The sequence below is a fragment of the Marivivens marinus genome, assembly GCF_035969385.1.
Lineage (GTDB): Bacteria > Pseudomonadota > Alphaproteobacteria > Rhodobacterales > Rhodobacteraceae > SELP01.
The window spans coordinates 140679-163760 of the sequence record NZ_JAYKKJ010000008.1 but is presented as its reverse complement, the minus strand read 5'-3'; the positions used below and the strand labels follow the sequence as shown (position 1 = coordinate 163760).

Genomic DNA, 23082 nt, shown 5'->3' with positions numbered 1-23082 from the left:
GTTTCGGCTGTGGTTCAGGAACTCAGCCGTGCGATCTCTTCCTTGAGGTGCAGCTTTTCCTTCTTCATCTTCGCGACTTCGAGGTCGTCGATGCCGGGGCTGCGCTGGGCGGCCTCCACCGCGTCGGACAGGGTTTGGTGCTTCTTCTTCAGTTCCTCGATATGCGAGCTTACGGTCATGGCATTCCTCCTGTCTTGCGTTGCGATAAGTTCAGTCGATCACAGTTCCAGCCAACTGTCACGCTGCAAGGCAGCAACAATCGGGCCCGCTAGGGTTGCCGGCCATTCCTTGCCAAGCCGTTAATCCCGGATCGGCAATTGGCCGGCGTTGCGCAGGATATCTTGCACCGCGGCGCTGTAGTCCTCGCCATCCTTCATATGTTCGGGACCATCATGCAAAATCAGCGGTGCCGACAGGTGAAAGGCAGCGCGCCCGCCCTGCCGCGCCTGTAGCAGAAACAAGCCCGGCGCGCGCCCGTTCCGCGCGGCAATCGGGCGCACCACCACCGAGCCAAGCCGTGCGGTGACGGCGGTCAGAACCTCGGGCAGGCGTTCGATTCGCTGGATCACAGAGAGATATCCCCGCGGGGCCAGCCGACGCGCCCCAACCTCGATCCAATCCGAGAGCGGGGTATCACCGCCAAGCGCGACGTCCCGTCCATCGTCTTCCGCCCGTGTGCTGGCCTGCCTGTCGAAATACGGCGGGTTCATCATCACGTGGTCGAACCGCTGCTGGCGCAGGTCAGGCGGCAGGGCGCGCAGGTCCGACTCGATCACGGTCAGGTTTGCGCCATTCTCCGCACCATTCCGGCGGGCAAGTCCGGCATAGAAAGGCTGCACCTCGACCCCGGTCAGGGTCAGCCCCGACACCCGCGCCGACAGGCACATGCTTGCCGCCCCTGCGCCGCATCCCAGCTCCAGAACCGACTGACCGGGGTGTGCGGGGATACTCGCAGCCAGAAGGACCGGATCAACGCCTGCGCGATATCCTTTGCGGGGTTGCCACAACCGGACCTTTCCCCCAAGGAAATCATCCTGCGTCAACGCGAGATCGGTCATAACCCAAGGTCAATCTGATTGTCCGTCATCACCGCCCGCGCCATGAACAGATCCGCATCCCGAACCATGATCCGGCGCGGCAATATGCCAAGGCTTCCGTCAAGGACGCTCATGTTTACGTCGAATTCGAAGCAGTCTATACCCTCCCCGTCCAGAAGGGCCTTGGCGAAGGCGATGACCGTTGGGTCCGTTGTGCGCAGAAGTTCCTTCATGGACAAAGACCTAAGGCGCACCCCCGCCTTTGTCCATCCAGATGACGGAGCCGTGCATGAGCCTTGATGTCGCCGCCACCAAGCCCCACGAGAGGCTGGCCGCCGCCCTTTCGGCGGAAATGGACGCGGTCAATGTCATGATCCGCGAACGGATGGCATCCGAACATGCCCCGCGCATCCCCGAGGTCACGGCCCATCTGGTCGAGGCTGGGGGCAAGCGCCTGCGCCCGATGCTGACGCTCGCCGCCGCCAAGATGTGCGGCTATGACGGGCCGTTTCACATTCATCTCGCCGCGACCGTCGAGTTCATCCACACCGCCACGCTGCTGCATGACGACGTGGTGGATGAAAGCGCCCAGCGGCGCGGCCGGCCAACGGCGAATCTTTTGTGGGACAATACCTCGTCGGTTCTGGTCGGCGATTATCTGTTCGCCCGGTCGTTCCTCCTGATGGTCGAGACCGGGTCGATGCGGGTGCTGGAAATCCTTGCCGGGGCCTCTGCCACGATTGCCGAGGGCGAGGTGCTGCAATTGACCGCCGCCCGCGATCTGCGCACGAGTGAGGAAACCTACCTGAAAGTAGTGCGCGGCAAGACCGCCGCCCTGTTCTCGGCCGCGACCGAGGTGGGCGGCGTCATCGCAAGTGCGCCCGAGGCGCATGTGCGTGCGCTTTATGACTATGGCGATGCGCTAGGCGTGGCCTTCCAGATGGTCGACGACCTGTTGGACTACGGCGGGACAAGTGCCACAGGTAAAAACATCGGCGACGACTTCCGCGAACGGAAACTAACCCTGCCGGTGATCAAGGCCGTGGCCAAGGCCGACGCCGAGGAACGCGCGTTCTGGCAGCGCACGATCGAGAAGGGCAAACAGGAAGAGGGCGACCTTGAAACGGCGCTGTCGCTTCTGGCCCGCCACAACGCGCTGGATGAGGTGCGGGACGAGGCCCTTCTCTGGATCGCCCATGCCAAGGCACAGTTGCAGCTTTTGCCGGAACACGACATCCGCGACATGCTGTCGGACCTTGCCGACTACGTCGTGGCGCGGATCAGCTAAGCACCGGGGCAGGCACCACCCACCAGCTCATTTCCTGCACCTGAATCGCGCGGGCCACCTGGCGGGCCGCGCCCATATCCTTGACCAGCGCCACGCAGGTCGCGCCAGACCCGCTCATCCCTGCCCATTTCACGGCAGGCATCCGGCGCAGCTTGGCCAGGGCGGTTTCAACTTCGGGCGCGATCTTGATCGCGGCGGCCTGAAGATCGTTGCGTTGCCGCGACAGCCAGGCGCAGAAGGTTTCGAAATCCGCGCCCTCGGGCATTGGTTCCATCGGCGGGTTTTGCTTGTTCGGCAGGGCGGTAAAGACTTGCCCGGTAGGCACTTCGACCCGCGGGTTCACCAGAACCATGGCACAGCGGGGCAGGCGCGGGGCCGGGCGCACGATCTCTCCGATTCCCTGCATGATCGCGGGGGCCGGGGCATGGGTGCAAACCGGCACATCCGCGCCAAGGGTCAGAACCTCGGGCGCGTTTGGCGGAAAGGGGGGGACGTTCCAGACCTCAGGCAGCATCCGCAAGACGGCCGCCGCATCCGCGGACGCGCTGCCCAGACCGGCGGCATGTGGCAGGTGCTTGTCCAGCGTGATCTGCGCCCCAAGGGTCACACCCCGGACAAAGCCCAAAAGCGCGGCGGCCTGCAGCGCGAGGTTCTTTTCATTCGTGGGCACGCCAGGAGCAAACGGGCCGGTCACCGTCAGCGACAGCCCTTCGGGGGCAACGTTGACAGTGATCACATCGGCCAGTTCTGTGAAGACAACAAGACTATCCAGCAGGTGATAGCCATCTTCCCGCTGCCCTGTGACGTGCAGGGTCAGGTTGACCTTCGCGTATGCAGGGCCCTTAACGGTCGTCACGAGCAACGGAAAGGGGCGCGGCCCCTTCTTCCTCCAGTACGATGTCCAGACCGACTTCCAGCTTGCGGCGGATACGTTCGGCCTCTGCCTCTTCGGGGTTGAAGGACAGGGCGCGGCGCCATTGGAACCGGGCTTCGATCTCGCGCCCGACCGCCCAAAGGACATCGCCCAGATGGTCGTTGATCACCGGGTCCAGCGGCTCCAGCGCGGCTGCGTGTTCCATGTGCACGATCGCGTCATCATAGCGCCCCAGCCGATACAGGACCCATCCCAGACTATCGACGATCGCCCCATTGTCAGGTTGGGCATCGACGGCCTGTTCGATCATCGACAGGGCCTCGTCCAGTTTGATCTGCTTTTCGACCAGCGAATACCCCAGATAGTTCAATACGGAGGGATGGCCGGGGTTGAGGGCCAGTGAGGCGCGGAAATCGGCTTCTGCCTCGTCCCAGCGGTCCATCCGTTCAAAGGTAATCGCGCGGGTATAAAGGACGAACCAGCGGGCCGGATCATTGTCAGACTGCAAATCCAGCGCACGCGTATAGGCGTCGTTCGCAGCAGCATAGTCTTGCGTCTGGCGCAGGAAGTCGCCCAGCGTTGCATGGACAAGCGACACCTCCCCATGACTGCGGGTCAGGGCCTGAAGAACCTCAATGGCGGCATCGACCTTGCCGCCGCTGCGCAAGGCATCAGCGCGTCCCATCTCGGCGGCGAAAAAGGCGGGGTCCTGCGGGCTGATCCGCGAAAACGCCTCGTTGGCCAACTCGTGGCGACCCAACCGGTCCAGCAGCCTGCCGGTCAGGATCAGCGCCTCTGCATGATCCGGGCGTAGCAGTTCCGCCGCGCGGGTATATAGCAGCAGAAAGCTCTCGTCGGCCTCTTCGACAAAGGCGCTGGCGACGGTAAAGAACACCTCGGCCACGCCGTCCTGCGGGGTCCGGACGAAACTGTAGGGGACAGGTTCGCCAGCCGCCAGACGGGCCCGCAGGGCGGACACCGTCGGCTCCGGATCACGGCCAAAGGTCGCGTCCAGCATCGCCACGGCATCGGGGTTGCGGCCCAGCTGGCTCAGCACCTCGGCATGGGCCAGCGCAGACCGTTTGGTGCGCTGCATCCCTTCGGTTGGCGGCATCGAGAAAATCGCGTCAGCCCCTTCGAAATCCCCGACCGAGGCAAGGGCAAGTGCCTTGTGGTACAGGCCAAAGGCGATCAGCCCTTGTGTGTCCGCGACTTCGTCAAAACTATCGAGCGCCCGGCTGACCTTGCCTTCCCCAAGGAAGGCCCAGCCCTGAATCAGCCCATCGACCAGCGGGCCAATGGATTGCCCGGATTCAAGCTGGCCGAACACGCCTTCCCAATCTTCATCCCGGACAAGCGCGGTCATCACCGCGACGCGGGCATAGACGCTTTCATGACCCAGTTCGTTCATCCGCCGCGCGGCGGGAAGGGCGCCGTCCAGATCGCCAAGGGCCATCCGCGCGATCACCAGGCTGTCCAGCAGGCCAGCATTGTCCGGGTCTCCGCGCAGGCTCTGTTCGAAATAACGGGCGGCGGCGGCGAAATCGCGGTCCATCCCGGCCTGTCGCGCCGCAAGGTAGGAACCCGCGTCCGCTTCGGCCTGAAGGGCAAGCGGGGGCAGGGCGGCGGCAAGCGTTGCGGCAAGGAGAAGCGTCCGGGCGGTCTTGAGGGGCAAGGGGCGGTCCTTCGGAAGGGGCGGGGCACTGTTCCCCCAATACCTAGTCCGCCCGCCGGGGCGCTGCAATCGCAGGGGACGGAAAAGGGCGGTTTCCCGCACATGAAACGGGGCCCCGCAGGGCCCCGATCCGGTCTGGTCTACATGTTGGGGTAATTCGGCCCGTCGCCACCCTGCGGAACTGTCCAGGTGATGTTCTGGCTGGGGTCCTTGATATCGCAGGTCTTGCAGTGGACGCAGTTCTGGAAGTTGATGACAAACTTGTCATCCACCACTTCGTAGACCCCGGCAGGGCAGTAGCGCTGTGCCGGTTCCGCGAATTTCGGCATGTTGACCGACATCGGGATGTTGTCATCGGCCAGACGCAGGTGGGCGGGCTGGCTTTCCTCGTGGTTGGTCATCGAGAAACTGACGTTGGTCAGACGGTCGAAGGACAGCGTGCCGTCGGGCTTGGGATAGTCGATCGGCTTGTGCTTGCTGGCCTCTTCGGTCGCGGCTGCGTCCGATTTGCCGTGCTTCAGCGTGCCGAGCAGCGACAGGCCGAACAGGTTGTTCGTCCACATGTCGAACCCGCCGATCCCAAGCGACGCCACCAACCCGTATTTCGACCACAGCGGCTTGACGTTGCGCACCTTCTTGAGGTCCTTGCCGACGGGGCCGGATTTCAGCGCGGTATCGTATTCGGTCAGCGTATCGCTGGCGCGGCCGGCCTTGATCGCGGCATGGGCGGCCTCTGCGGCATGGATGCCCGAGAACATGGCGTTGTGGTTGCCCTTGATCCGCGGCACGTTCACCAGCCCCGCGGAACAGCCCAGAAGACAGCCGCCGGGGAAAGCGGTCTGCGGGATCGACTGGAACCCGCCTTCGGAAATGGCGCGGGCGCCATAGGCGACGCGCTTGCCGCCCTTAAGCAGCTCCGCGACCATCGGGTGATGCTTGAACCGCTGGAATTCCATGTAGGGGAACAGGTGCGGGTTCTTGTAGTTCAGGTGAACCACGAAGCCGACGTAGACCTGGTTGTTGTCGAGGTGGTAGATGAACGACCCGCCCCCGGCATTGCTGCCCAGCGGCCAGCCCATTGTGTGGGTCACGGTGCCTTCGCGGTGCTTGGCGGGGTCGATTTCCCAGATTTCCTTCATGCCGACGCCGAATTTCTGGACGTCGGAATCCTTGGCCAGATCGTATTTCGCGATCACTTCCTTGGACAGCGATCCGCGCACGCCCTCGGACAGGAAGACATATTTGCCGTGAAGTTCCATGCCGGGTTCATAATGCGGGCCGGGGGTGCCATCGGCGTTCTTGCCAAACTCGCCCGCGACAACGCCCTTCACCTCGCCATTGTCGCCGAACACCAGTTCGGAACAGGACATGCCGGGGAAAATCTCGACGCCCATTTCCTCGGCCTGTTCCGCCATCCAGCGGCAGACATTGCCCATCGAAACGATGTAGTTGCCGTGGTTGTTCATCAGGGGCGGCATCGCGAAGTTGGGCAGGCGCATCTTGCCCGCTTCGCCAAGGACGTAGAAATTGTCTTCCTTCACCGGGACGGTGATCGGCGCGCCCTTTTCCTTCCAGTCGGGGATCAGAGCATTCAGGCCCGACGGATCCAGAACGGCACCCGACAGGATGTGCGCGCCCACTTCGGACCCTTTTTCGAGCACCACGACATTCAGGTCGGCATCAAGTTGTTTCAGACGGATCGCAGCGCTCAGGCCCGCGGGGCCCGCGCCGACGATGACGACGTCGTATTCCATTGCTTCGCGTTCGATCTCGGCCATGGCCATTCCCTTTGTTTGTCGACTGGGGCGCGCCCCGAAACATTCTTTCGTGACGGGTTACAGCACCTGTATTTCAAGGGCAATCACGACACGACGTTAAATGTCTCTGACGCGACCTTGTGACTGGCTTGCATGGGTGGGCCGGTTTTTCCGGGTTGCGGGGGGCAAAGGCCGCCCATCACCCTTGACTTTGATCCCGCCCGGCGGGTTATGAACGCCAGATTGTATCACAACGGTTCATTCGAAACGGGAAGGCGACATGGAAAAGATTCCGCTGACGCGCGCAGGCTATGACAAGCTCGACGCAGAGCTGAAACAGCTCAAGTCGGTCGAACGGCCGGCCATCATCAAGGCCATCGCCGAAGCCCGCGAACACGGCGACCTGTCCGAGAATGCCGAATACCATTCCGCCAAGGAAAAGCAGTCGTTCATCGAAGGCCGCATCAAGGAACTCGAAGGCGTCATTTCGCTGGCGGATGTGATCGACCCGACGAAACTATCGGGCACGGTCAAGTTCGGGGCCACCGTGGAGTTGGTCGACGAAGACACCGACGAGGAACGGACCTTTCAGATCGTCGGCGAATACGAGGCCGATATCGAGGCGGGCAAGCTTAACATCAAATCGCCTCTGGCCCGCGCGCTGATCGGCAAGGATGTTGGCGACAGTGTCGAGGTGCGGACCCCCGGCGGCGAGAAGAGTTACGAAATCCTTCAGATTTCCTATAACTAGTTTGAATGACCCGGCCCGAGGGGACACATGGCAGCGCGCGATGACAAGGCTGAAAGCGATCTGACCGCCGCAACCCGGCCCGAAGAACCGCGCTTTACCGGCACCGAGGTGATCGCCTTGGTGCTGAGCCTTGGCTGGCTGGCCGCGGCCGGGGCGTTCTTCATGTTCGTGCCATCGGAGCCGTTGGAAGGAGGCAGCGCCGGTTTTGATAGCCTGCGCTTTGTCATGACCCTGATGGCGGTCTTTCTGCCCGTCGCAATGATCTGGGTTGCGGCGGCCGCCGCCCGGTCCGCCCGGATTGTGCGCGAAGAATCGCGCCGCCTTCAGGTTGCCATCGACGCGATGCGCAAAACCTATGTGGCCGACCGGCAGGCGCGCGGCAGCGCGGTTCCCTCGCAAAGCTCGGTCGAGCGGAAACTGAACGAAATCGCCCGCTCTGCCCAAAAGACGGAATCGGCGCTGGCGACCTTTGCCACCAGCCGCACCGCCGTGGCGCGGCCCCCCGCAAACCCGCCCAGCCCGCCGACCGCTGCGGCTGACGACCAGCCGACCCTTGCGCTGGGCACCCCGGTTGAAGATTCGATCCCGCCCATCGACCGATCGGTCCTGATCCGGGCGCTGAACTTCCCCGACACCGACAAGGACGAAGAAGGGTTTGCCGCGCTGCGCCGCGCCCTGCGCGACCGCAAGGCCAAGCTGTTGATTCAGGCAGCTCAGGACATCCTGACCCTGCTGAGCCATGATGGCATCTACATGGACGACATGCGTCCCGACCGCGCCCGACCCGAGGTTTGGCGCCGCTTTGCCAAAGGCGAGCGGGGCCGGTCCGTCGCCGCGATGGGCGGCATCCGCGACCGGTCGTCGCTTGCCCTGACCGCCGGGCGGATGCGCGAAGACACGATTTTTCGGGATGCGGCACACCACTTCCTGCGCAAGTTCGACCAGATGCTGGTGGAATTCGAAACCGATGCAACGGACGAGGAAATCGACGATCTGGCAAAGACCCGGACCGCCCGGGCCTTCATGCTTCTGGGTCGTGTGACTGGCGCCTTCGACTAGGGCCCCGAGACAGGCCAGACCATCGTCGTGGCCCCGCGAAATCCGAACACATGGCGAAGCGCCCCGGTTCCGGTCCATCCGATGTCACGGAACCCCAGACGATCATACAGCGCCCGCGCCCCGTCGTTACCGTCCGCGACCTCAAGGCGCAGTTCATGGTATCCGCGACGGCCTGCCTCTTGCCGCATGGCGTGCAAAAGGGCGGTGCCCACGCCGCGCCCCCGCGCATGTGGCGCGACAATCAGCCCGTCGATCAGAAAGCGCTGGTTCTCGATGTCGGACTGAAGCCGCCAGATCAGCGCCACGCGCAGCACCGCCCCGACGATTCCGTAGACAGCAATGAAATCCCGGAACGATCCTCCGACAAAGGCGCCGTTGGGGGATTTGAACCCGATCACGCCCAGCAGGTCCCCGTCGGCGCCAATGGCGCACAGGGCATGATCCGGGTCCAACACCCGCGAGATGAACCCGGTTGCCCGCTGATCCGGGCCCATGACCCGCCCCAGCTTGCCCCGGAAGGCGGCCCAGTACAGCGCCGCGGCCTGAGCGCGAAGCTCGTCCGGCAGCCCGTGCCGGATTTCGAAGGAAAGAGCACTGTCATTCATTCCCAGAGTTTGCCGCCTCTTGCCCGGATTGCCAATGCCAGCGGACGCGGATACGGGTTGGCCGGAGCATGTTTGGGGGGCGAATGACTTCGCGCAAGGCATTCTGGCAAGGTGTAGGCCGATCCCTGCCTTTTCTTCTGGTCGTCGCGCCGTTCTCGACCCTGTTCGGTGTGGTCGCCACCGACGCGGGTCTGTCTTTGGCGCAGGCGATGGGCTTTTCTGTCCTTGTGATCGCGGGGGCGTCGCAATTCGCCGCCCTGCAAATGATGGTCGACAATGCACCTGTGGCGATGGTGCTTCTCGCTTCGCTTGCGGTAAACTTGCGGATGGCCATGTATTCCGCCTCGCTGGCACCCTACCTGGGCAAGGCGCCGCTGTGGCAACGGGCCTTGGTCGCCTACCTCAATTTCGACCAAAGCTATGCGGTCGGAGTGTCCCGCTACGAAGATGAGCCGGACATGCCGGTCCCGGCGCGGGTCGGGTTCTTTTTCGGGATCGCGCTGCCCATTGCGACGCTGTGGTGCATCATGTCGTTCGTCGGGATTGTTCTGGGCGCCGCCATTCCGGCGTCCTTCGGGTTGGACTTCGCACTGCCGATCGCCTTTCTGGCCCTGATCGCGCCAATGCTGCGGACTGTCGCCCATCTCGTGGCGGCAATGGTGTCGATCGTGGCGGCGCTGGTGCTGGCGTGGCTGCCATCGGGTGTAGGGCTCTTGATCGCTGCGGCACTGGCGATGTGTGCAGGCGCGGCCGTTGAAAGCTGGATGGAAAGGCGGGGCGCATGACCTATTCAGACGCGTCCATCTGGGGGATCATCGCGGCGCTGGCGCTGGGCACATACTTGATCCGGTTTTCCTTCCTCGGGTTGATCGGTGACCGGCCCCTGCCGCCCGTGATCCTGAGGCTTCTGCGCTACACGCCCGTGGCTGTCCTGCCGGGAATGGTTGCGCCGCTGGTGTTGTGGCCGGCGGCGACAGGCGGGCAGACCGATCCGGTGCGCCTGATCGCGGCACTGGTGACCTTCGGTGTCGGGTATTGGCGCAAGAATGTGCTTCTTGCGATGCTGGCCGGGGCGCTGGTGCTGACTGTGGGGCTTGCGCTTACTGCGCCTCGGTAAGGGCCGCGTTGATCGTCTGGGCGGCTTCTGTCCGATCGTCGCTGTCGTTTTCGCGGTATTCGCGGGTGCGGACACCGGGATAGGTCGCAAACTGGTCGGCAAGATTGTTCGGGAACAGGGTGACTTTGATGCCACCGAACCCCGGCAATCCCTGCATGATCTGGCTGGTGGCGCGGGTGCAGTTGGCCTTGGGCACGGCCCCATAGGCCATGACCGACCGAAGCGCGGCTTCGGCCACCTCGGGCGACACGTCCAATTCCTGGATCACCGTGTAGTACGTCACGCGTGAGTGGTAGGAGATGTAGAACTGCTCCACCAACGGCGTGATCCCGAACAGCACGTCGTTCCGTTCGGGAATTGAATCGCTCTTGAAAGTACCGGCCGGGTCCCAAAGAACCCGCTGGCTGGCATTGATCATCAACGCCGTATGGGCGCCGCTGTCCGATCCGGTGTTCTTCATCGTGATCAGGGTCAGGCGCGGCGGCCCGTCATGGCGATAGGCCTTGGCCGTCACGATCTCATCCGGGGCCCAAACCCGTTCGGCGCCACAGGCGGCAACGAATACGGGCAAACCAGCTATGAATGCGCGGCGTTTCATGATGACCCCTTCACCAGTCGGATCAGGCGTTGATCAGCGCCAGAAGAACCACAGCCACAAGGATCACGATGACCGAGCGAACGGTGAAGGTGATGAAGCCGTTAAAGGTCTTTTCCTGAACAGTGATGTCCATGCTGCCGTGCTTGTGTTCGGCCATTGTCGTGTTCCTTCGCAAGACAAGTTGTTTCGGGGTGAATAGACGATTCAGAGCGGCCTGTCACGCCCACCTTGCGGGTCAGCCTGTCGCATCCGGCCCGTCTTCCAGATCACGCGCAAGGCGGAACCCGATCCGATTGGGTTCCTGCTGCTCCTCCTCCGCCGGAAGCGCCATCAACATGACGTTGAGCTGAGACACATGCTGCACAAGCTGGGTCTTCATACCGTCGTCGGTGCTGCCATAGAAGGTCAGGATATCCGGGTCGAAATAGCCCATCCCTTCGATCCGGATGACCCCGGCATCGCCGCCGGTGAACCCCATCGCCACCTCCTGATCCGCGTCCAGTTGCTTTTCAAAGTTCTGGATATAGAGGATCAGCCGTTCATAGGCCCATTGGGCCGGGCTTTTCGCCTCGACCGGGGCCTGCATGGTGTTGGGCAGATCATCGGTGCAGGCGGGTTTCTTGTCGGGATCGGTATGCACCTCGTGAACCCGTGGCAGGATGGCATTCTCGACCGCCTCGGCCGAGGTTTCGATGGACAGGGTCGTTCGTTTCGGATCGGTCATCAGGGCTCCCCGGCGGTTTGGGGTATCCAATACCCTATGGGGTGCGCTGTCCAGTGACGGGCGCGACGTTCACCGGAATGTCAGTCCGACGCCGCCTGCCAAAGATAGGCCCCGTCGTCTGACAGCCAGCGGCGCGCGCGCCCGGTCTGGTGCAGATGGTTCAGGTGGGCCACGGATTCGACAAGGGCAAGGCCGTATTCACCACCGCCGATTTCCCGTTTGAACAGGGGCAGGAAGCAGTCACCGCCACGACGGGGTGTTTCGAGATGCTGTTCAAGCCGGTCAAGCGCCCCGTGATGGTTGTCGATCAACTGGCGCATCCGTGTCGGTAGGCCCGTGAAGGGCAGTTTGTGCCCACCCAGAACCAACTGCCCCTCGGTCGCAAAGGCGGACAGCCGTTCGCAGGCTTCCAGCCATTCGGCGACGGGATCGGCCTCGGGTTCGGTGGGGTAGACGCCAAGGTTGGGGCTGATCGACGGCAGGATCTGGTCGCCCCCGATGACAAGATCGCCGTCGACACTCCAGAAGGTTGCATGTTCCGGCGCGTGGCCGTTGCCCATGCGGATCACCCAGTCGCGGCCACCCATGTGGATCGTTCCACCCTCTTGCAGGCGGGTATAGCCCAAGGGCAACGGATGCACGCAGTCGGCAAAGTTGAAGGGGCGCTCGGTCTGCCGCTTTTCCAGAACCTCGGCGGCCATGCCCGACCGACGGTAAAAATCGACGGTCTCGGGCGGATAGGCGGGTTGTTCGTCCAGCGTCAGCATCCGCGCCATCAGCCAGCCGGTGCGCGGCATGACCAGTTCCGCGCCCCGCGCCACGAACCACCCGGCAAGCCCGACATGATCGGGGTGATGATGGGTGACGACAACCCGGTTCACGGGTTTGCCCGATAGCGGGCCGGACAGGGCCGCTTCCCAGATCGCGCGGCTCTTGCGGCTGTCAAACCCGGTGTCGATCACGGTCCAACTGTCGCCATCGTCCAGCGCATAGACATTCACGTGGTCCAGCGCCATCGGCAGCGGCAGGCGCAGCCACAGGACGCCTTCGGCCACTTCAACCGCCGTGCCCTGGTCCGGCGGTGTATCGAAGGGATAGCGGATGCCCGCGCCCGACATCAGGCCGACAGGTCGTCAGGGGTGATTGCCATAAGGTCCGCCGCGCCTTCGCGCACATGCGCCAGAAGCCCCGCATGTTCCGGCAGCAACCGGCGAATGTAGAAGGTGGCAAGCCGGTCCCGCGCACCGTCCGGTTCGGCCATGGCCGCGGTCAGGTGGTAGTGTCCGCCCAGAACCCGCGCGAAGGCACGAAGGTAGGGAACCGACCCGGCCAGCCGGTCCCCCATATCCTGCTCCACCAGCCACTCGGTCGTCTCACGTAGGGATTCGGTTGCCTGCCAGACTGCTTCGGCGAGGGCGCCGTGGGTGGTACGGGCGGCTTCCGCCCCGGCCTCGATCTCGTCAAGCAGGCGGCTTGCGGCCTCGCCCCCGTCCATCATCTTGCGGCCCACAAGGTCGATCGACTGGATGCCGTTCGTGCCTTCATAGATCGCGGTCACGCGCGCATCGCGCAGGTATTGGGCGGCGCCGGTTTCCTCGATAAACCCCATTCCGCCGTGAACCTGAATGCCCATGCTCGCGACCTCGCAGCCAATATCGGTGCCGAAGGCCTTGGAAATCGGGGTCAGCAGGGCGGCGCGGGCGGTCCAGCTGCCATCGCCCGTGGCATGGGCCATGTCGATGGCCACGGCGTTGGCCAGCGCGATGGATCGGGCGGTGAAAATCTCGGCCTTCATGGTGGCCAGCATCCGACGCACGTCTGGGTGTTCGATAATGGCGCCGGTGCCGCCGACGCGGCCCTGCTTGCGGTCCAACGCATAGGCCAGCGCGTGTTGATAGGCCCCTTCGGCGGCGCCAATCCCTTGAGTCCCGACGCCCAGCCGGGCGTTGTTCATCATGGTGAACATCGCGGCCATGCCGGCGTGGGGTTCGCCCACCAGCCAGCCGGTCGCGCCGGAATATTCCATCACCGCGGTTGGCGACCCCTGCAGACCCATCTTGTGTTCAAGGCTGACCACGCGCAGGGAGTTGCGCTCGCCCGGGTTGCCCTCTGCATCGGGGATCAGTTTCGGCACCATGAAAAGGCTGATCCCCTTGGTGCCGGGCACCCCGTCGGGCAGGCGGGCAAGGACAAGGTGGCAGACGTTTTCCGAAAAATCGTTGTCCGCCCAGCTGATGAAAATCTTCTGCCCGGTGATGGCATAGGTGCCGTCGCCGTTCGGCTCTGCCTTGGTACGCAGCGCGCCCACGTCCGACCCCGCCTGCGGTTCGGTCAGGTTCATCGTGCCGCACCACTCGCCCGATATCATCTTTGGCAGATACAGCGCCTTGATCTCGTCGCTGGCGTGGTGTTCCAGCGCTTCGATCTGCCCCTGACTCATCAACGGGTTCAGTTGCAGGGCAAGACAGGCGCCCGACATCATGTCGTTGACCGCCGTGGTCAGGGCCATGGGCAGGCCCATGCCGCCGTGATCGGGGCTGGCGGCCATGCCGATCCAGCCGCCTTCGGCGATGGCGCGATAGCCTTCCGCAAACCCGGGCGAGGTGCGCACGACCCCGTTCTCCAGAACCGCGCCCTGCTGGTCGCCATTGCGTTGCAGCGGGGCCAGAACCTCATCGCACATGCGGCCTGCCTCGGTCAGGATCGCATCGGCCATGTCCTCCCCGGCTTCGGCAAACCGGTCGGTCGCGGTGACCTGCCCGTATCCGGCAACATGGTTCAGGATAAAGCGATAGTCGTCGATCGGTGAACGGAACGGCATGGCGGTAATGTCCTGCGAATGGTTGCAAGTCTCTGGTGTGGAAACGGCTTTGAAGGTAACAACCCGGCCTGAGCCCGCAACAGGAACGCCACGTCATGACTTTGAAAGCAACCGAACATCTTGCCGCGGACGCGGCCGGGTTGGCGCGGGCGGCGGCGCTGCTTGGGTCAGGGGGCCTTGTGTCCTTTCCGACCGAAACGGTCTACGGGCTGGGCGCAGACGCACGGAATGATCGCGCGGTCGCCGGAATTTACGCCGCCAAGGGGCGGCCCAGTTTCAACCCGCTGATCGTGCATGTGCCGGATCTCGACGCCGCAGAACGCTTTGTCATCTTCAACCGCGAGGCGCGGATGCTGGCACAGGCTTTCTGGCCGGGCGCCCTGACCATCGTTCTGCCGGTGCGCGACAGCGCGGGCATCTCGAAACTGGTCACCGCGGGGCTTGATACCCTTGCGATCCGGGTGCCGGATCATCCGGTGGCCCAGGGGGTGCTGCGGGCCTTTGGCGGGCCTGTCGCGGCCCCCTCTGCAAATCCTTCGGGACGGGTCAGCCCGACCACGGCGGCCCATGTCCTGTCCGGCCTGTCCGGGCGGATCGACGCGGTGGTCGATGGCGGGGCCTGCGCCGTGGGGGTCGAAAGCACCATCGTCGATTGCGCCGGGTCGCCCCGCCTGTTGCGGGCGGGCGGTCTCCCGTCCGAGGCGATCGAGGCCTGCCTTGGAAAAGCGTTGGAGGCCGGGCCGATCAGCGACGATCACGCGCCCAAGGCGCCGGGGCTGCTCACGTCGCATTACGCCCCGCGCGGCGCGATTCGGCTGAACGCGACGGTGCCTGAACAGAGAGAGGTGATGCTGGGGTTCGGCCCCGTCGCGGGCGACCTGAGCCTGTCTGAGAGCGGCGACCTGACCGAGGCGGCGGCCCATCTATTCGATTGCCTGCACCGGCTGGATGCAATGGGGGCAGAGCGGATTGCTGTGGCCCCGATCCCCGACCACGGGCTGGGGCGGGCAATCAACGATCGGCTGAAACGGGCGGCGGCGCCGCGCCCGGCCTAGCCCATGTTGTTGCGTTCGATATAGCTGCGCAGTTCTTCGGCTTCATGCCGTGCGTCCCGCAAACCATCCATCGCGGCACGAAGTTCGGCCTCGGTCTGGGTCAGCTGGTTGGTGATCTCTGCCTCGCGCTGTTGCAGGTAGATGATCGCCTGATCGCGGGTTTCCTCGGCCTCGTGCAGAGATTGGGCCATGCGGTCCAATTCACCAATCTCGGCCTTTGTGACGCGGGTAAAGCGGTTCACCAGCCAGCTGGCAAACCACCCAAGGCAAAAGGCCACGAATAGGATGATGGCCATCGCAAAGATCGTTTCGGCTCTGTTCACGTCCCGTCGTCCCTTGTGTTATTCCGCCGTGCTTTCCGCATCTTGCGGGGCGTCTTCGCTGCTGTCCTCGGCTGGTGCGTCTTCCGCCGCTTCCAGCGCGGTCTGTTCTTCCGGGGTCGGCTCTGGCTGGATCAGGCGGAATTCAATCCGCCTGTTCGCCTCGCGGCCCTCTTCGGTTTCATTATCCGCAATCGGGTCCGCTTCGCCATAGCCATTGGCCACAAAGCCGCCGGTTGGCACGCGGCGCGCGCGCAGCGCGGTCAGCACCGCCTCGGCCCGGTTCTTGGACAGGGCAAGGTTCATTTCCTCGCGGCCCTGGCTGTCGGTATAGCCTGCGATCTCCATCGGGATGTCCAGACAGGCCCGCAACACCTCTGCAATATCGTCGATCACCGGCTGGGTGTCGGCTGTCAGCGAATCCGATCCCGGATCAAACAGGATCTTCCGTTCCGCCGTCACGATGCCGATCTGGGCGATACATTCTTCCGGCGTTGGCAAGGCAGCGATGGGGTCCAGCGCCTCGACATAGGTGACATCGACACTGAATTGCGCGGCTTCGCCCAGTTTCTCGATTAGCAGACGCGACACCTCGGCGCTGGCGTCCGGGTCGCCGGTATTGCCGCGCAGGGTCAGGTTTTCAGGGGATACCACGACCGATCCATTCGACAGGTAGGACAGCCCTTCGATACCGGCCAGAACACGCACGGCCCAGCCGCGGGGCAGGCCATCGGTCACAAGCGTTCCCATGCGCACCGCATCCCGGCCAAACCTCGCTTGGGCATAGTTCTCGACTGTCTGGTTCATCAGGTCGTCGGAAATCTTGCCGCGCAGTTGCACCAACCCTTCGGGGCTCAGGGTCGCGGTGAATTCTGGAGGGCCCTGTTCGTCGGCCTCGGGCGCGACCGGCAGGGTCGCGTCCAGTGCAAACAGGTCGGGAAGGTCATTGTCCAATGCGCCGACGACCCTGTCGAACAGCGCCTGATCGGTGCCTTCCGGCGCCACGAGCGCGATATCCGCGTCCGAGATCGTCACTGTGCCTCCGCCCAGTTCGGCAACCGCGCCGATGGACAAGGATACCGCGTCGGACCACGTGGCCGACGGCACGCCAAGCGCCAGCGTGCAGTTGACACGCCCCACCAGTCCGGCGGCGGTCGCGGCGGCAACGATCTTGCCCCGCGCCTCTTCCGTGTCGGCGGTGCAGCTGGCAAAACGGGCGCCGTCCGCATCCACGGTAAAGCGGGTGATATAGGGAGAGATGACCGGGCGCGGCGCAGTGATCTGCAGGGCAAGGCGCACACCATCGGGGGCTTCGCGGCTAAGCCGGGCTTCAAGCAGCCGTTTCTGGTCGGCACTGTCGGAAATCGCGGTAATTTCGACCCGGCCCGCCGCAACAGAGATCTTCGACCGGGGAAGCTGCGCCAATGCATCGACCGCATAGTTCAGCGCTGGCCGCCAGTTGTCCGGCATCGGGTAATCGGCGCTTTCCAGAAGATCGGTGACAGGCTGGCCGTCTGCGATCCGGGCAATGCGGGCCGACAGGGCGTCCCTGTCCGTGGCTGCCGGTATCAGGCCGATCAGGGAAACGCCGCTGTCGTTGCGTAGAATTTCGATGGCGAAGGACGGCGGTGCCAGCCCTTCGGGATCGGTCACATGCATGTTGTCGATGACGCGGCTGGCGTCGACGATCCGGCCGGAAATGGTCATGGCGCGGAACCGGGCGGCCTCGCTCGGGGCCTCGCCCTCAAGGATGATCTGCAACCCGTCGGCAATGACCGTGGGCCATTCCTGCCCCTCGTCCAGAAGCGCCTCTTGCACGGCAACCGTCGAACGCTGTTCCAGAACCGTCACCGAAACACGTGCAGCGCCCCAGGTAATGAGGGCAGCCGCGACAAAGACGGCGATACGAAGGAACAGGGCGGACAGGCGCATACGGACCAGCTTCTTGTTGGAACCAGCCATTCCTTAGGCCCTGCGGCCCCGGTGTGCAATCAAAGGAACCAGGCGGCGGCGAAAAACAGCACAGGGATCAATCCGGCGTTCCTGTTCGACCGGAATAGGCGCAACAATCCGGCACCATCTTCCGGATTGAAACGGGCCAATTGGGCCATCAGGTGCCAACCCATCGCCCATATTCCGCAGACCGCCACAACCAGCGACAGCACCGACCGGTCGATCGTCGCGGTCAGGGTCGCGGCACCCAACATGATAACCGTGCCGATCAGGAACCGGCGCAGCCAGCGGGGGCTGTTGTCGCCGAACAGGCGGGCGGTGGATTTCACCCCGATCAGGGCGTCATCCTCGGCGTCCTGATGGGCATAGATCGTGTCGTAAAACAGGGTCCAGAAGATGCCGCCAAGGTAAAGCCCCACCGCTGGCCAGCCCAGGCTGTTGGTATGCGCGGCCCATGCCAGCAAGGCCCCCCAGTTGAAGGCCAGCCCTAGGAAGATCTGCGGCCACCAGGTGAACCGCTTGGCAAAGGGGTAGATCGCGACCGGAAGAAGCGCCGCGATGCCCAGCCAGATGGCTGTCGGATAGAATGTAAGAAGGATCACAAAGGCGATAAGCGCCTGCACCACCATCCAGACCAGTGCCCCCCGGACCGTGACCTGACCGGACGGGATGGGCCGTGACCTCGTCCGCGCGACGGACCCGTCGATATTCCTGTCAGTAATGTCATTCCAGGTGCAGCCGGCCCCGCGCATGAGAAGCGCGCCCAGCCCGCACCCGGCCACCGTCCAAAGGTCATGCGCCCCGAACCGGCCCGTCGACAAGCTGGCCAGACCCAACCCCCAGAGGCAGGGAATAAACAGCAGCCAGGTCCCGATGGGCCGGTCAACCCGGCTCAGCCGCAGAAAGGGCCGGGCGGCGACGGGGGCCTTTGTGTCCACCCAGTTTCCGGCGACTGCATCGGCAACTTGTCCCTCTGGCGTCGGCTTTGCTTCGGTCATATGGTCCGCCTCATGGCATCGAAGGTTCGACTGTATGTAGATCAGCCCTTGGGCAAAGGGCAAACCGTTCTGTTGGAACGGGATCAAGCGCATTATCTGTTCGGGGTGATGCGGCTGGCCGTGGGGACGGTCCTGTCGCTGTTCAACGGGCGCGACGGGGAATGGGATGTCGAGGTGGCAGAGGCGGGCAAACGGGGCGGCGCGCTGACCTGTCTTGCCCAGACCCGACCCCTGCAAATGCCCCCGGACCTGTGGCTGTGTTTTGCGCCGATCAAGAAAGCGCGGACCGATTTCATCGTTGAAAAGGCCGCCGAAATGGGCGCGGCCCGCATCCTGCCGGTGCTGACCGATTTCACCAATTCGGAACGGGTCCGGGTAGACCGGCTTCAGGCCCACGCGGTCGAAGCGGCGGAACAATGCGGCGGCACCTATGTGCCCGAGGTGGCCGAGCCGGTGAAACTTGACCGCCTGCTGGCCGACTGGCCCGCGGGGCGGCAATTGATGTTCTGTGACGAGGCGCTAGTTGGCGCCGGGCAGGTGCTGCGCGATGCTGGGCCGGGCCCCTGGGCGATCCTGATCGGTCCCGAAGGCGGGTTTTCCGAGGCGGAGCGCAAGCGCCTGCGCGCGCAGCCCTTCGCCCACCCGGTCAGCCTCGGGCCTCGTATCCTGCGGGCCGACACGGCGGCGGTCGCGGCGCTGACCCTCTGGCAGCAGGCGCTGGGGGATTGGTGATGCAGCGGGCGACGCCGGCGGACCTGCCCGCGATCCGGACCTTTCTTGAACAGCGGATCACCCAGACGATGTTTCACCTGTCGAACCTTGACCGGTTCGGGCTGGATGGCGACCACCCCTATGCCCCGTCGATGTGGTTCACGGCCAAAGGGGATGAAGTCACTGGTGTCCTGACCATCGGCAAGGGTGGCATGGTGATGCCGGCCCTGCCGGGGATGGAGTTCGAAGATGCGGCCACTGTCCTGCGCGGTCGCGACATTGCCGGCGTCATCGGCCCCAAGGACCAGTCGCGCGCCTTGTTACGGCGGTTGGGCCTTGATGGGGTGCTGATGACCCTGAACCGGGACGAGCCCCATTTCGACCTGGATCTGTCCAGACTGACCGTTCCGGACGGAGCTGGACTGCTTCACCCGCTTCAAGATGCAGACCGGGACGAAATGATCGGCTGGCGCGCGGCATATAGTGAAGAGGCGCTGGGCATGGCGCCTGAGGCCGCACGGGCCGATGGTGAAAAGGCGGTGGACCAATATATCGAACACGGCTCGCACCGGGTCTTGATGCACGACGGCCGGGCGCTTTCGACGACCGGGTTCAATGCCTGGCAACCCACTGCCGTGCAGATCGGCGGCGTCTATACCCCGCCCGATCTGCGGGGACGTGGCCACGCTCGCCGCGCGCTGGCCCTGCATCTGGCCGAAGCACGCGATCGCGGTGTCCAACGCGCCACGCTTTTCGCCGCCTCGGACAGCGCCGCGCGGGCCTATGTCGCGATTGGGTTCGAACGGATCGGGGATTGGACGCTCGCCTTGTTTTCCAAGCCGGAGAGATGTGATGGCTGAGTTCCTCCGCCCCGAAGCCCGCGCGGCCCTTTGGCGCTGGCGCGAGTTGCTGACCGCACTGTCAGTGCTGGCGCTTGGGCTTTGGTGGGGCCTGACCAGTTTCGGCGTGCTGCAATGGATCGGCTGGGCGCTGACCCTCGCGGCGGTTCTGCTGGCGATTGCGGGGCTGCAAAAGGGACGGTTCCGGCGTGGCGGCGGCGGGGCAGGGATCGTCACGATCGACGAACGGCGGCTGGTCTATTATGGCCCCTTGTCTGGCGGGGTGATGGAAATGGGCGATTTGACCAGCCTTGAATACGACCCCACCGGCACGCCGCCGCACTGGGTTCTGCGCGCGGCGGGTCAGGAACCGCTGTTCGTTCCTGTCAACGCCGAAGGGGCCGACGATCTGTTTGACCTGTTTTCGGCCCTGCCGGGTATGCGGACACAGGATCTGCTGGATGTGCTTTCCCGCACAGGCCCTGCGCGTGTCGTCATCTGGCGCCGAACCGCCGCCCTGCTGCATTGACTTCCCCGCCGAACAGCGACACGACTTGACCCCCGACACAGCGCTTTTGACGGAGTATCCAGATGTCTATTCCCCAGTCCGGCGGCGGCCCGATCGAACGGCGCGAACAACTGGCCGAATTCCTTGAAAAAGGCTGCAAGCCCAAGGAAGACTGGCGCATCGGGACCGAGCACGAGAAGTTTGGCTATTGCAAGGATACCCTTCGCCCGCTGCCCTATGACGGGGAACGGTCGGTGAAGGCGGTGCTGGAAGGCCTGCGGTTCCGCTATGGCTGGGAACCGATCTTCGAAGGCGACCATATCATCGGGCTGAAAAAGGACGGCGCCAACGTTTCGCTCGAACCGGGCGGACAGCTGGAACTTTCGGGCGCGCCGCTGGAGACCATCCATCAGACCTGCGACGAGGTGAATACCCACCTGCGCGAGGTGAAGGACATCGCCGACGAAATCGGCGTGGGGTTTATCGGCCTTGGCGCCGCCCCGATCTGGAGCCACGAGGATATGCCGATGATGCCCAAGGGGCGCTATCGGCTGATGACCGACTACATGGACCGGGTCGGCACCCACGGCAAACAGATGATGTATCGGACCTGCACGGTTCAGGTGAACCTCGATTTCGGGTCCGAGGCGGACATGGTGCAGAAACTGCGGGTCGCGCTGGCGCTTCAGCCCGTGGCCACCGCGCTGTTCGCCAATTCGCCCTTCTTCGATGGCAAGGTGAACGGGCACAAAAGCTGGCGGTCGCGGATCTGGCGCGATCTGGACGCCGACCGGACCGGGATGCTGCCCTGGGTGTTCGAAGACGGTATGGGATTCGAACGCTGGGTCGACTGGGTTCTCGATGTGCCGATGTATTTCGTCTATCGCGACGGGAAATATATCAACGCGCTGGGCCAATCGTTCCGCGATTTCCTTGATGGCAAACTGCCCGCGCTGCCCGGCGAAACGCCGACCCTGTCGGATTGGGCGGACCACCTGACGACAGTTTTCCCCGAGGCGCGGATCAAGCAATTCATCGAAATGCGCGGGGCCGATGGCGGCCCCTGGCGGCGGCTGTGCGCCCTGCCTGCGCTGTGGGTCGGGCTTATGTATGACCAGTCGTCGCTGGATGCGGCATGGGACCTGGCCAAGGGCTGGGATGCGGAAACGCGCGAGGCTTGGCGGGTTGCCGCCTCGGTCGACGGGCTTCAGGCCACGGTCGGCGGGCGCAAGATGCAGGACCTCGCGACCGAAGTGCTGGATATCGCCCGCGCCGGTCTGAAGGCACGGGCGCGCCCCGGCCTTGGCGGGATGGTACAGGACGAACGGCACTTCCTGCACGCGCTGGAGGATAGCGTCGAAACCGGCAAAACCCCAGCCGACGAACTGCTGGACGCCTACAACGGCGACTGGAACGGCGACCTGACCCGGATCTACGGCGACTTCAGCTACTGACCCGCGGGTCGGCCCAACACGCGGCTCTTGTACAGGCTTCGTACCTCGGCCTTGCGGGCCACCGCTGCTTCGGCGGTCGGTTCATTGTGCATCTTGTCAAGGATCGCATAGGCCGCATAGGCCGACGATTTTTCCGGACGCGCCTTGCGGGGCTGCTGGTCCAGAAATGCAGCCTGCCCACGGGCATAGTCCGACGCGTTCAGCTTGGACGGGGCGACCATGAACAGGATGAAGATCATCATCATGATCGGCGGGCCGAAGATCAGGCCGCCGATGATCAGCATCCCGGCGCTGGCCATGCCCGGATCGACCGCCAACGTGTTCGATATATTGCCGGCAACCGTTGCCGGGCTGGGCCAGTCGATCCCCCGCAGGATGTCCAGAACGGTTGACCCATCCACGGTCTGCGCAAGGGCGAACATCGCGGGCCAGAAGGTGTCACCGTCGGTCAGGGCCATGATGCCAAGGGCAAAGGCAAGGCCGTCCATTTCCGACATGCTGCCAATCCCGGCGGTCAGGGCTGCCGACAGGATCCCCAGCGCCGCCCAGATCGCGACGATCGTCGCCTTGAGCGGCAACAATGCCCATTTCGGGGACCGCCCGGCATCGTTCAACCGGCGGACCGTCAGCGCATAGCGCGGAATCAGCGTGACGAAAAACAACAGGCCGGACCCATAATGCAGCGGGTTCAGCGACGGTTTTTCATTGTTTTGGAGGTTCTCCCAGATGTCGCCGAGATCAAGGTAGAGCATCGCAATGATGCCTGCCCACAGAAGCGGTAATATCCACCAATACTCGGACCGCTTGGCGCGATCCCAGAAATTGAAGCCACGGAAAACGAAATTCTCAAATGCAGTCGGGAAACCCATTGCTCGATACCCGGATTATTATGCGTGTTCCGGGAAGGATTACCTGCAACTTTGGCGGGAATAGGGCGG

General features: G+C 64.0%; 26 protein-coding genes. 10 read left to right on the top strand and 16 right to left on the bottom strand.

All coding sequences use genetic code 11. The features are described from left to right. Positions 1-14 precede the first annotated feature (14 nt). The 3 genes from U3648_RS13435 to U3648_RS13425 all read right to left on the bottom strand — a co-directional run bounded on the left by U3648_RS13435 (position 15) and on the right by U3648_RS13425 (position 1270). Positions 15-179 (bottom strand): YdcH family protein, encoded by a 165-nt coding sequence (locus tag U3648_RS13435; RefSeq protein WP_420859744.1) that lies wholly within the window; start codon positions 177-179, stop codon positions 15-17. A gap of 120 nt (positions 180-299) precedes the next feature. Further along, a complete protein-coding gene (locus U3648_RS13430; protein ID WP_420859743.1) occupies positions 300-1058 on the bottom strand; it encodes a tRNA1(Val) (adenine(37)-N6)-methyltransferase in 759 nt (252 codons plus the stop codon). Then, positions 1055-1270: a putative signal transducing protein gene (locus U3648_RS13425; protein ID WP_129684155.1), complete on the bottom strand. Its 216-nt coding sequence runs from the start codon at positions 1268-1270 to the stop codon at positions 1055-1057. Before U3648_RS13425 ends, U3648_RS13430 begins: the two co-directional genes overlap by 4 nt. Positions 1271-1326: 56 nt before the next feature. Here U3648_RS13425 and U3648_RS13420 point away from each other — a divergent pair, with 56 nt between their 5' ends. Then, on the top strand, positions 1327-2325 hold the full coding sequence (locus U3648_RS13420; RefSeq protein ID WP_420859742.1) for a polyprenyl synthetase family protein: 999 nt from the start codon (positions 1327-1329) through the stop codon (positions 2323-2325). Here the strand turns inward: U3648_RS13420 and U3648_RS13415 are convergent. From U3648_RS13415 to U3648_RS13405, 3 genes are all read right to left on the bottom strand, one after another. Beyond that, positions 2318-3181 (bottom strand): 4-(cytidine 5'-diphospho)-2-C-methyl-D-erythritol kinase, encoded by an 864-nt coding sequence (locus tag U3648_RS13415; protein WP_420859741.1) that lies wholly within the window; start codon positions 3179-3181, stop codon positions 2318-2320. The genes U3648_RS13420 and U3648_RS13415 overlap by 8 nt on opposite strands. Continuing rightward, positions 3168-4874 (bottom strand): tetratricopeptide repeat protein, encoded by a 1707-nt coding sequence (locus U3648_RS13410; RefSeq protein ID WP_420859740.1) that lies wholly within the window; start codon positions 4872-4874, stop codon positions 3168-3170. The genes U3648_RS13415 and U3648_RS13410 overlap by 14 nt, the downstream gene beginning before the upstream one ends. 140 nt (positions 4875-5014) lie before the next feature. Next, complete coding sequence (locus U3648_RS13405; protein WP_420859739.1) at positions 5015-6652, bottom strand: electron transfer flavoprotein-ubiquinone oxidoreductase; 1638 nt, start codon at positions 6650-6652, stop codon at positions 5015-5017. Positions 6653-6911: 259 nt separating this feature from the next. On the opposite strand from U3648_RS13405, the gene greA reads away from it, so the two are divergent. After that, positions 6912-7382: a transcription elongation factor GreA gene (greA, locus tag U3648_RS13400; RefSeq protein WP_420859738.1), complete on the top strand. Its 471-nt coding sequence runs from the start codon at positions 6912-6914 to the stop codon at positions 7380-7382. Positions 7383-7409: 27 nt separating this feature from the next. Continuing rightward, a complete protein-coding gene (locus U3648_RS13395; protein ID WP_420859737.1) occupies positions 7410-8441 on the top strand; it encodes a hypothetical protein in 1032 nt (343 codons plus the stop codon). Here U3648_RS13395 and U3648_RS13390 read toward each other — a convergent pair. Beyond that, complete coding sequence (locus U3648_RS13390) at positions 8438-9046, bottom strand: GNAT family N-acetyltransferase (RefSeq protein ID WP_420859736.1); 609 nt, start codon at positions 9044-9046, stop codon at positions 8438-8440. The two genes, U3648_RS13395 and U3648_RS13390, sit on opposite strands and share 4 nt — an antisense overlap. A gap of 83 nt (positions 9047-9129) precedes the next feature. Between U3648_RS13390 and U3648_RS13385 the strand changes: the two genes are divergently transcribed. Together U3648_RS13385 and U3648_RS13380 are read left to right on the top strand one after the other, a co-directional pair. Further along, on the top strand, positions 9130-9831 hold the full coding sequence (locus U3648_RS13385; protein ID WP_420859735.1) for an AzlC family ABC transporter permease: 702 nt from the start codon (positions 9130-9132) through the stop codon (positions 9829-9831). Beyond that, positions 9828-10163, top strand: coding sequence for an AzlD domain-containing protein (locus tag U3648_RS13380; protein WP_420859734.1), 336 nt, complete (start codon positions 9828-9830; stop codon positions 10161-10163). Before U3648_RS13385 ends, U3648_RS13380 begins: the two co-directional genes overlap by 4 nt. Here the strand turns inward: U3648_RS13380 and U3648_RS13375 are convergent. The 5 genes from U3648_RS13375 to U3648_RS13355 form a co-directional block, all read right to left on the bottom strand. Then, a complete protein-coding gene (locus U3648_RS13375) occupies positions 10147-10761 on the bottom strand; it encodes a hypothetical protein (RefSeq protein WP_420859733.1) in 615 nt (204 codons plus the stop codon). The genes U3648_RS13380 and U3648_RS13375 overlap by 17 nt on opposite strands. 22 nt (positions 10762-10783) lie before the next feature. After that, a complete protein-coding gene (locus tag U3648_RS13370; protein ID WP_420859732.1) occupies positions 10784-10918 on the bottom strand; it encodes an aa3-type cytochrome c oxidase subunit IV in 135 nt (44 codons plus the stop codon). Between the two features lie 78 nt (positions 10919-10996). After that, positions 10997-11485: a DUF6173 family protein gene (locus U3648_RS13365; protein ID WP_420859731.1), complete on the bottom strand. Its 489-nt coding sequence runs from the start codon at positions 11483-11485 to the stop codon at positions 10997-10999. Between the two features lie 80 nt (positions 11486-11565). Continuing rightward, the gene (locus tag U3648_RS13360) at positions 11566-12603 is read right to left on the bottom strand and encodes an MBL fold metallo-hydrolase (RefSeq protein WP_420859730.1); all 1038 of its coding nucleotides are present in this window, start codon (positions 12601-12603) and stop codon (positions 11566-11568) included. Next, positions 12603-14306, bottom strand: coding sequence for an acyl-CoA dehydrogenase (locus U3648_RS13355; RefSeq protein ID WP_420859729.1), 1704 nt, complete (start codon positions 14304-14306; stop codon positions 12603-12605). The genes U3648_RS13360 and U3648_RS13355 overlap by 1 nt, the downstream gene beginning before the upstream one ends. 95 nt (positions 14307-14401) lie before the next feature. On the opposite strand from U3648_RS13355, the gene U3648_RS13350 reads away from it, so the two are divergent. Further along, positions 14402-15361, top strand: a complete 960-nt coding sequence (locus tag U3648_RS13350; RefSeq protein ID WP_420859728.1) for an L-threonylcarbamoyladenylate synthase — start codon at positions 14402-14404, stop codon at positions 15359-15361. Here U3648_RS13350 and U3648_RS13345 read toward each other — a convergent pair. From U3648_RS13345 to ubiA, 3 genes are read right to left on the bottom strand one after another with little or no spacing between them, the layout of a single operon-like run. Continuing rightward, a complete protein-coding gene (locus U3648_RS13345; RefSeq protein WP_420859727.1) occupies positions 15358-15684 on the bottom strand; it encodes a hypothetical protein in 327 nt (108 codons plus the stop codon). The genes U3648_RS13350 and U3648_RS13345 overlap by 4 nt on opposite strands. Before the next feature lie 18 nt (positions 15685-15702). Next, positions 15703-17643, bottom strand: a complete 1941-nt coding sequence (locus U3648_RS13340; protein WP_420859726.1) for an OmpA family protein — start codon at positions 17641-17643, stop codon at positions 15703-15705. A gap of 29 nt (positions 17644-17672) precedes the next feature. Then, positions 17673-18632, bottom strand: a complete 960-nt coding sequence (ubiA, locus tag U3648_RS13335; RefSeq protein ID WP_420859725.1) for a 4-hydroxybenzoate octaprenyltransferase — start codon at positions 18630-18632, stop codon at positions 17673-17675. Between the two features lie 12 nt (positions 18633-18644). Between ubiA and U3648_RS13330 the strand changes: the two genes are divergently transcribed. From U3648_RS13330 to U3648_RS13315, 4 genes are all read left to right on the top strand, one after another. Further along, positions 18645-19364 (top strand): 16S rRNA (uracil(1498)-N(3))-methyltransferase, encoded by a 720-nt coding sequence (locus tag U3648_RS13330; RefSeq protein WP_420859724.1) that lies wholly within the window; start codon positions 18645-18647, stop codon positions 19362-19364. Next, positions 19364-20203: a GNAT family N-acetyltransferase gene (locus tag U3648_RS13325; RefSeq protein WP_420859723.1), complete on the top strand. Its 840-nt coding sequence runs from the start codon at positions 19364-19366 to the stop codon at positions 20201-20203. The genes U3648_RS13330 and U3648_RS13325 overlap by 1 nt, the downstream gene beginning before the upstream one ends. Further along, positions 20196-20711, top strand: coding sequence for a hypothetical protein (locus tag U3648_RS13320; protein WP_420859722.1), 516 nt, complete (start codon positions 20196-20198; stop codon positions 20709-20711). Before U3648_RS13325 ends, U3648_RS13320 begins: the two co-directional genes overlap by 8 nt. 62 nt (positions 20712-20773) lie before the next feature. Continuing rightward, positions 20774-22144, top strand: coding sequence for a glutamate--cysteine ligase (locus U3648_RS13315; RefSeq protein WP_420859721.1), 1371 nt, complete (start codon positions 20774-20776; stop codon positions 22142-22144). Here the strand turns inward: U3648_RS13315 and U3648_RS13310 are convergent. Then, entirely contained in the window at positions 22138-23013 is an 876-nt protein-coding gene (locus U3648_RS13310) for a DUF805 domain-containing protein (protein WP_420859720.1), read from the bottom strand. The two genes, U3648_RS13315 and U3648_RS13310, sit on opposite strands and share 7 nt — an antisense overlap. Positions 23014-23082 lie beyond the last annotated feature (69 nt).

Coding starts and splice junctions, on each gene's coding strand:
- U3648_RS13435 (WP_420859744.1), bottom strand. CDS start 179: ATGACCGTAAGCTCGCATATCGAGGAACTGAAGAAGAAGCACCAAACC.
- U3648_RS13430 (WP_420859743.1), bottom strand. CDS start 1,058: ATGACCGATCTCGCGTTGACGCAGGATGATTTCCTTGGGGGAAAGGTC.
- U3648_RS13425 (WP_129684155.1), bottom strand. CDS start 1,270: ATGAAGGAACTTCTGCGCACAACGGACCCAACGGTCATCGCCTTCGCC.
- U3648_RS13420 (WP_420859742.1), top strand. CDS start 1,327: ATGAGCCTTGATGTCGCCGCCACCAAGCCCCACGAGAGGCTGGCCGCC.
- U3648_RS13405 (WP_420859739.1), bottom strand. CDS start 6,652: ATGGCCGAGATCGAACGCGAAGCAATGGAATACGACGTCGTCATCGTC.
- greA (WP_420859738.1), top strand. CDS start 6,912: ATGGAAAAGATTCCGCTGACGCGCGCAGGCTATGACAAGCTCGACGCA.
- U3648_RS13395 (WP_420859737.1), top strand. CDS start 7,410: ATGGCAGCGCGCGATGACAAGGCTGAAAGCGATCTGACCGCCGCAACC.
- U3648_RS13390 (WP_420859736.1), bottom strand. CDS start 9,046: ATGAATGACAGTGCTCTTTCCTTCGAAATCCGGCACGGGCTGCCGGAC.
- U3648_RS13385 (WP_420859735.1), top strand. CDS start 9,130: ATGACTTCGCGCAAGGCATTCTGGCAAGGTGTAGGCCGATCCCTGCCT.
- U3648_RS13380 (WP_420859734.1), top strand. CDS start 9,828: ATGACCTATTCAGACGCGTCCATCTGGGGGATCATCGCGGCGCTGGCG.
- U3648_RS13375 (WP_420859733.1), bottom strand. CDS start 10,761: ATGAAACGCCGCGCATTCATAGCTGGTTTGCCCGTATTCGTTGCCGCC.
- U3648_RS13370 (WP_420859732.1), bottom strand. CDS start 10,918: ATGGCCGAACACAAGCACGGCAGCATGGACATCACTGTTCAGGAAAAG.
- U3648_RS13365 (WP_420859731.1), bottom strand. CDS start 11,485: ATGACCGATCCGAAACGAACGACCCTGTCCATCGAAACCTCGGCCGAG.
- U3648_RS13360 (WP_420859730.1), bottom strand. CDS start 12,603: ATGTCGGGCGCGGGCATCCGCTATCCCTTCGATACACCGCCGGACCAG.
- U3648_RS13355 (WP_420859729.1), bottom strand. CDS start 14,306: ATGCCGTTCCGTTCACCGATCGACGACTATCGCTTTATCCTGAACCAT.
- U3648_RS13350 (WP_420859728.1), top strand. CDS start 14,402: ATGACTTTGAAAGCAACCGAACATCTTGCCGCGGACGCGGCCGGGTTG.
- U3648_RS13340 (WP_420859726.1), bottom strand. CDS start 17,643: ATGGCTGGTTCCAACAAGAAGCTGGTCCGTATGCGCCTGTCCGCCCTG.
- ubiA (WP_420859725.1), bottom strand. CDS start 18,632: ATGACCGAAGCAAAGCCGACGCCAGAGGGACAAGTTGCCGATGCAGTC.
- U3648_RS13330 (WP_420859724.1), top strand. CDS start 18,645: ATGGCATCGAAGGTTCGACTGTATGTAGATCAGCCCTTGGGCAAAGGG.
- U3648_RS13325 (WP_420859723.1), top strand. CDS start 19,364: ATGCAGCGGGCGACGCCGGCGGACCTGCCCGCGATCCGGACCTTTCTT.
- U3648_RS13320 (WP_420859722.1), top strand. CDS start 20,196: ATGGCTGAGTTCCTCCGCCCCGAAGCCCGCGCGGCCCTTTGGCGCTGG.
- U3648_RS13315 (WP_420859721.1), top strand. CDS start 20,774: ATGTCTATTCCCCAGTCCGGCGGCGGCCCGATCGAACGGCGCGAACAA.
- U3648_RS13310 (WP_420859720.1), bottom strand. CDS start 23,013: ATGGGTTTCCCGACTGCATTTGAGAATTTCGTTTTCCGTGGCTTCAAT.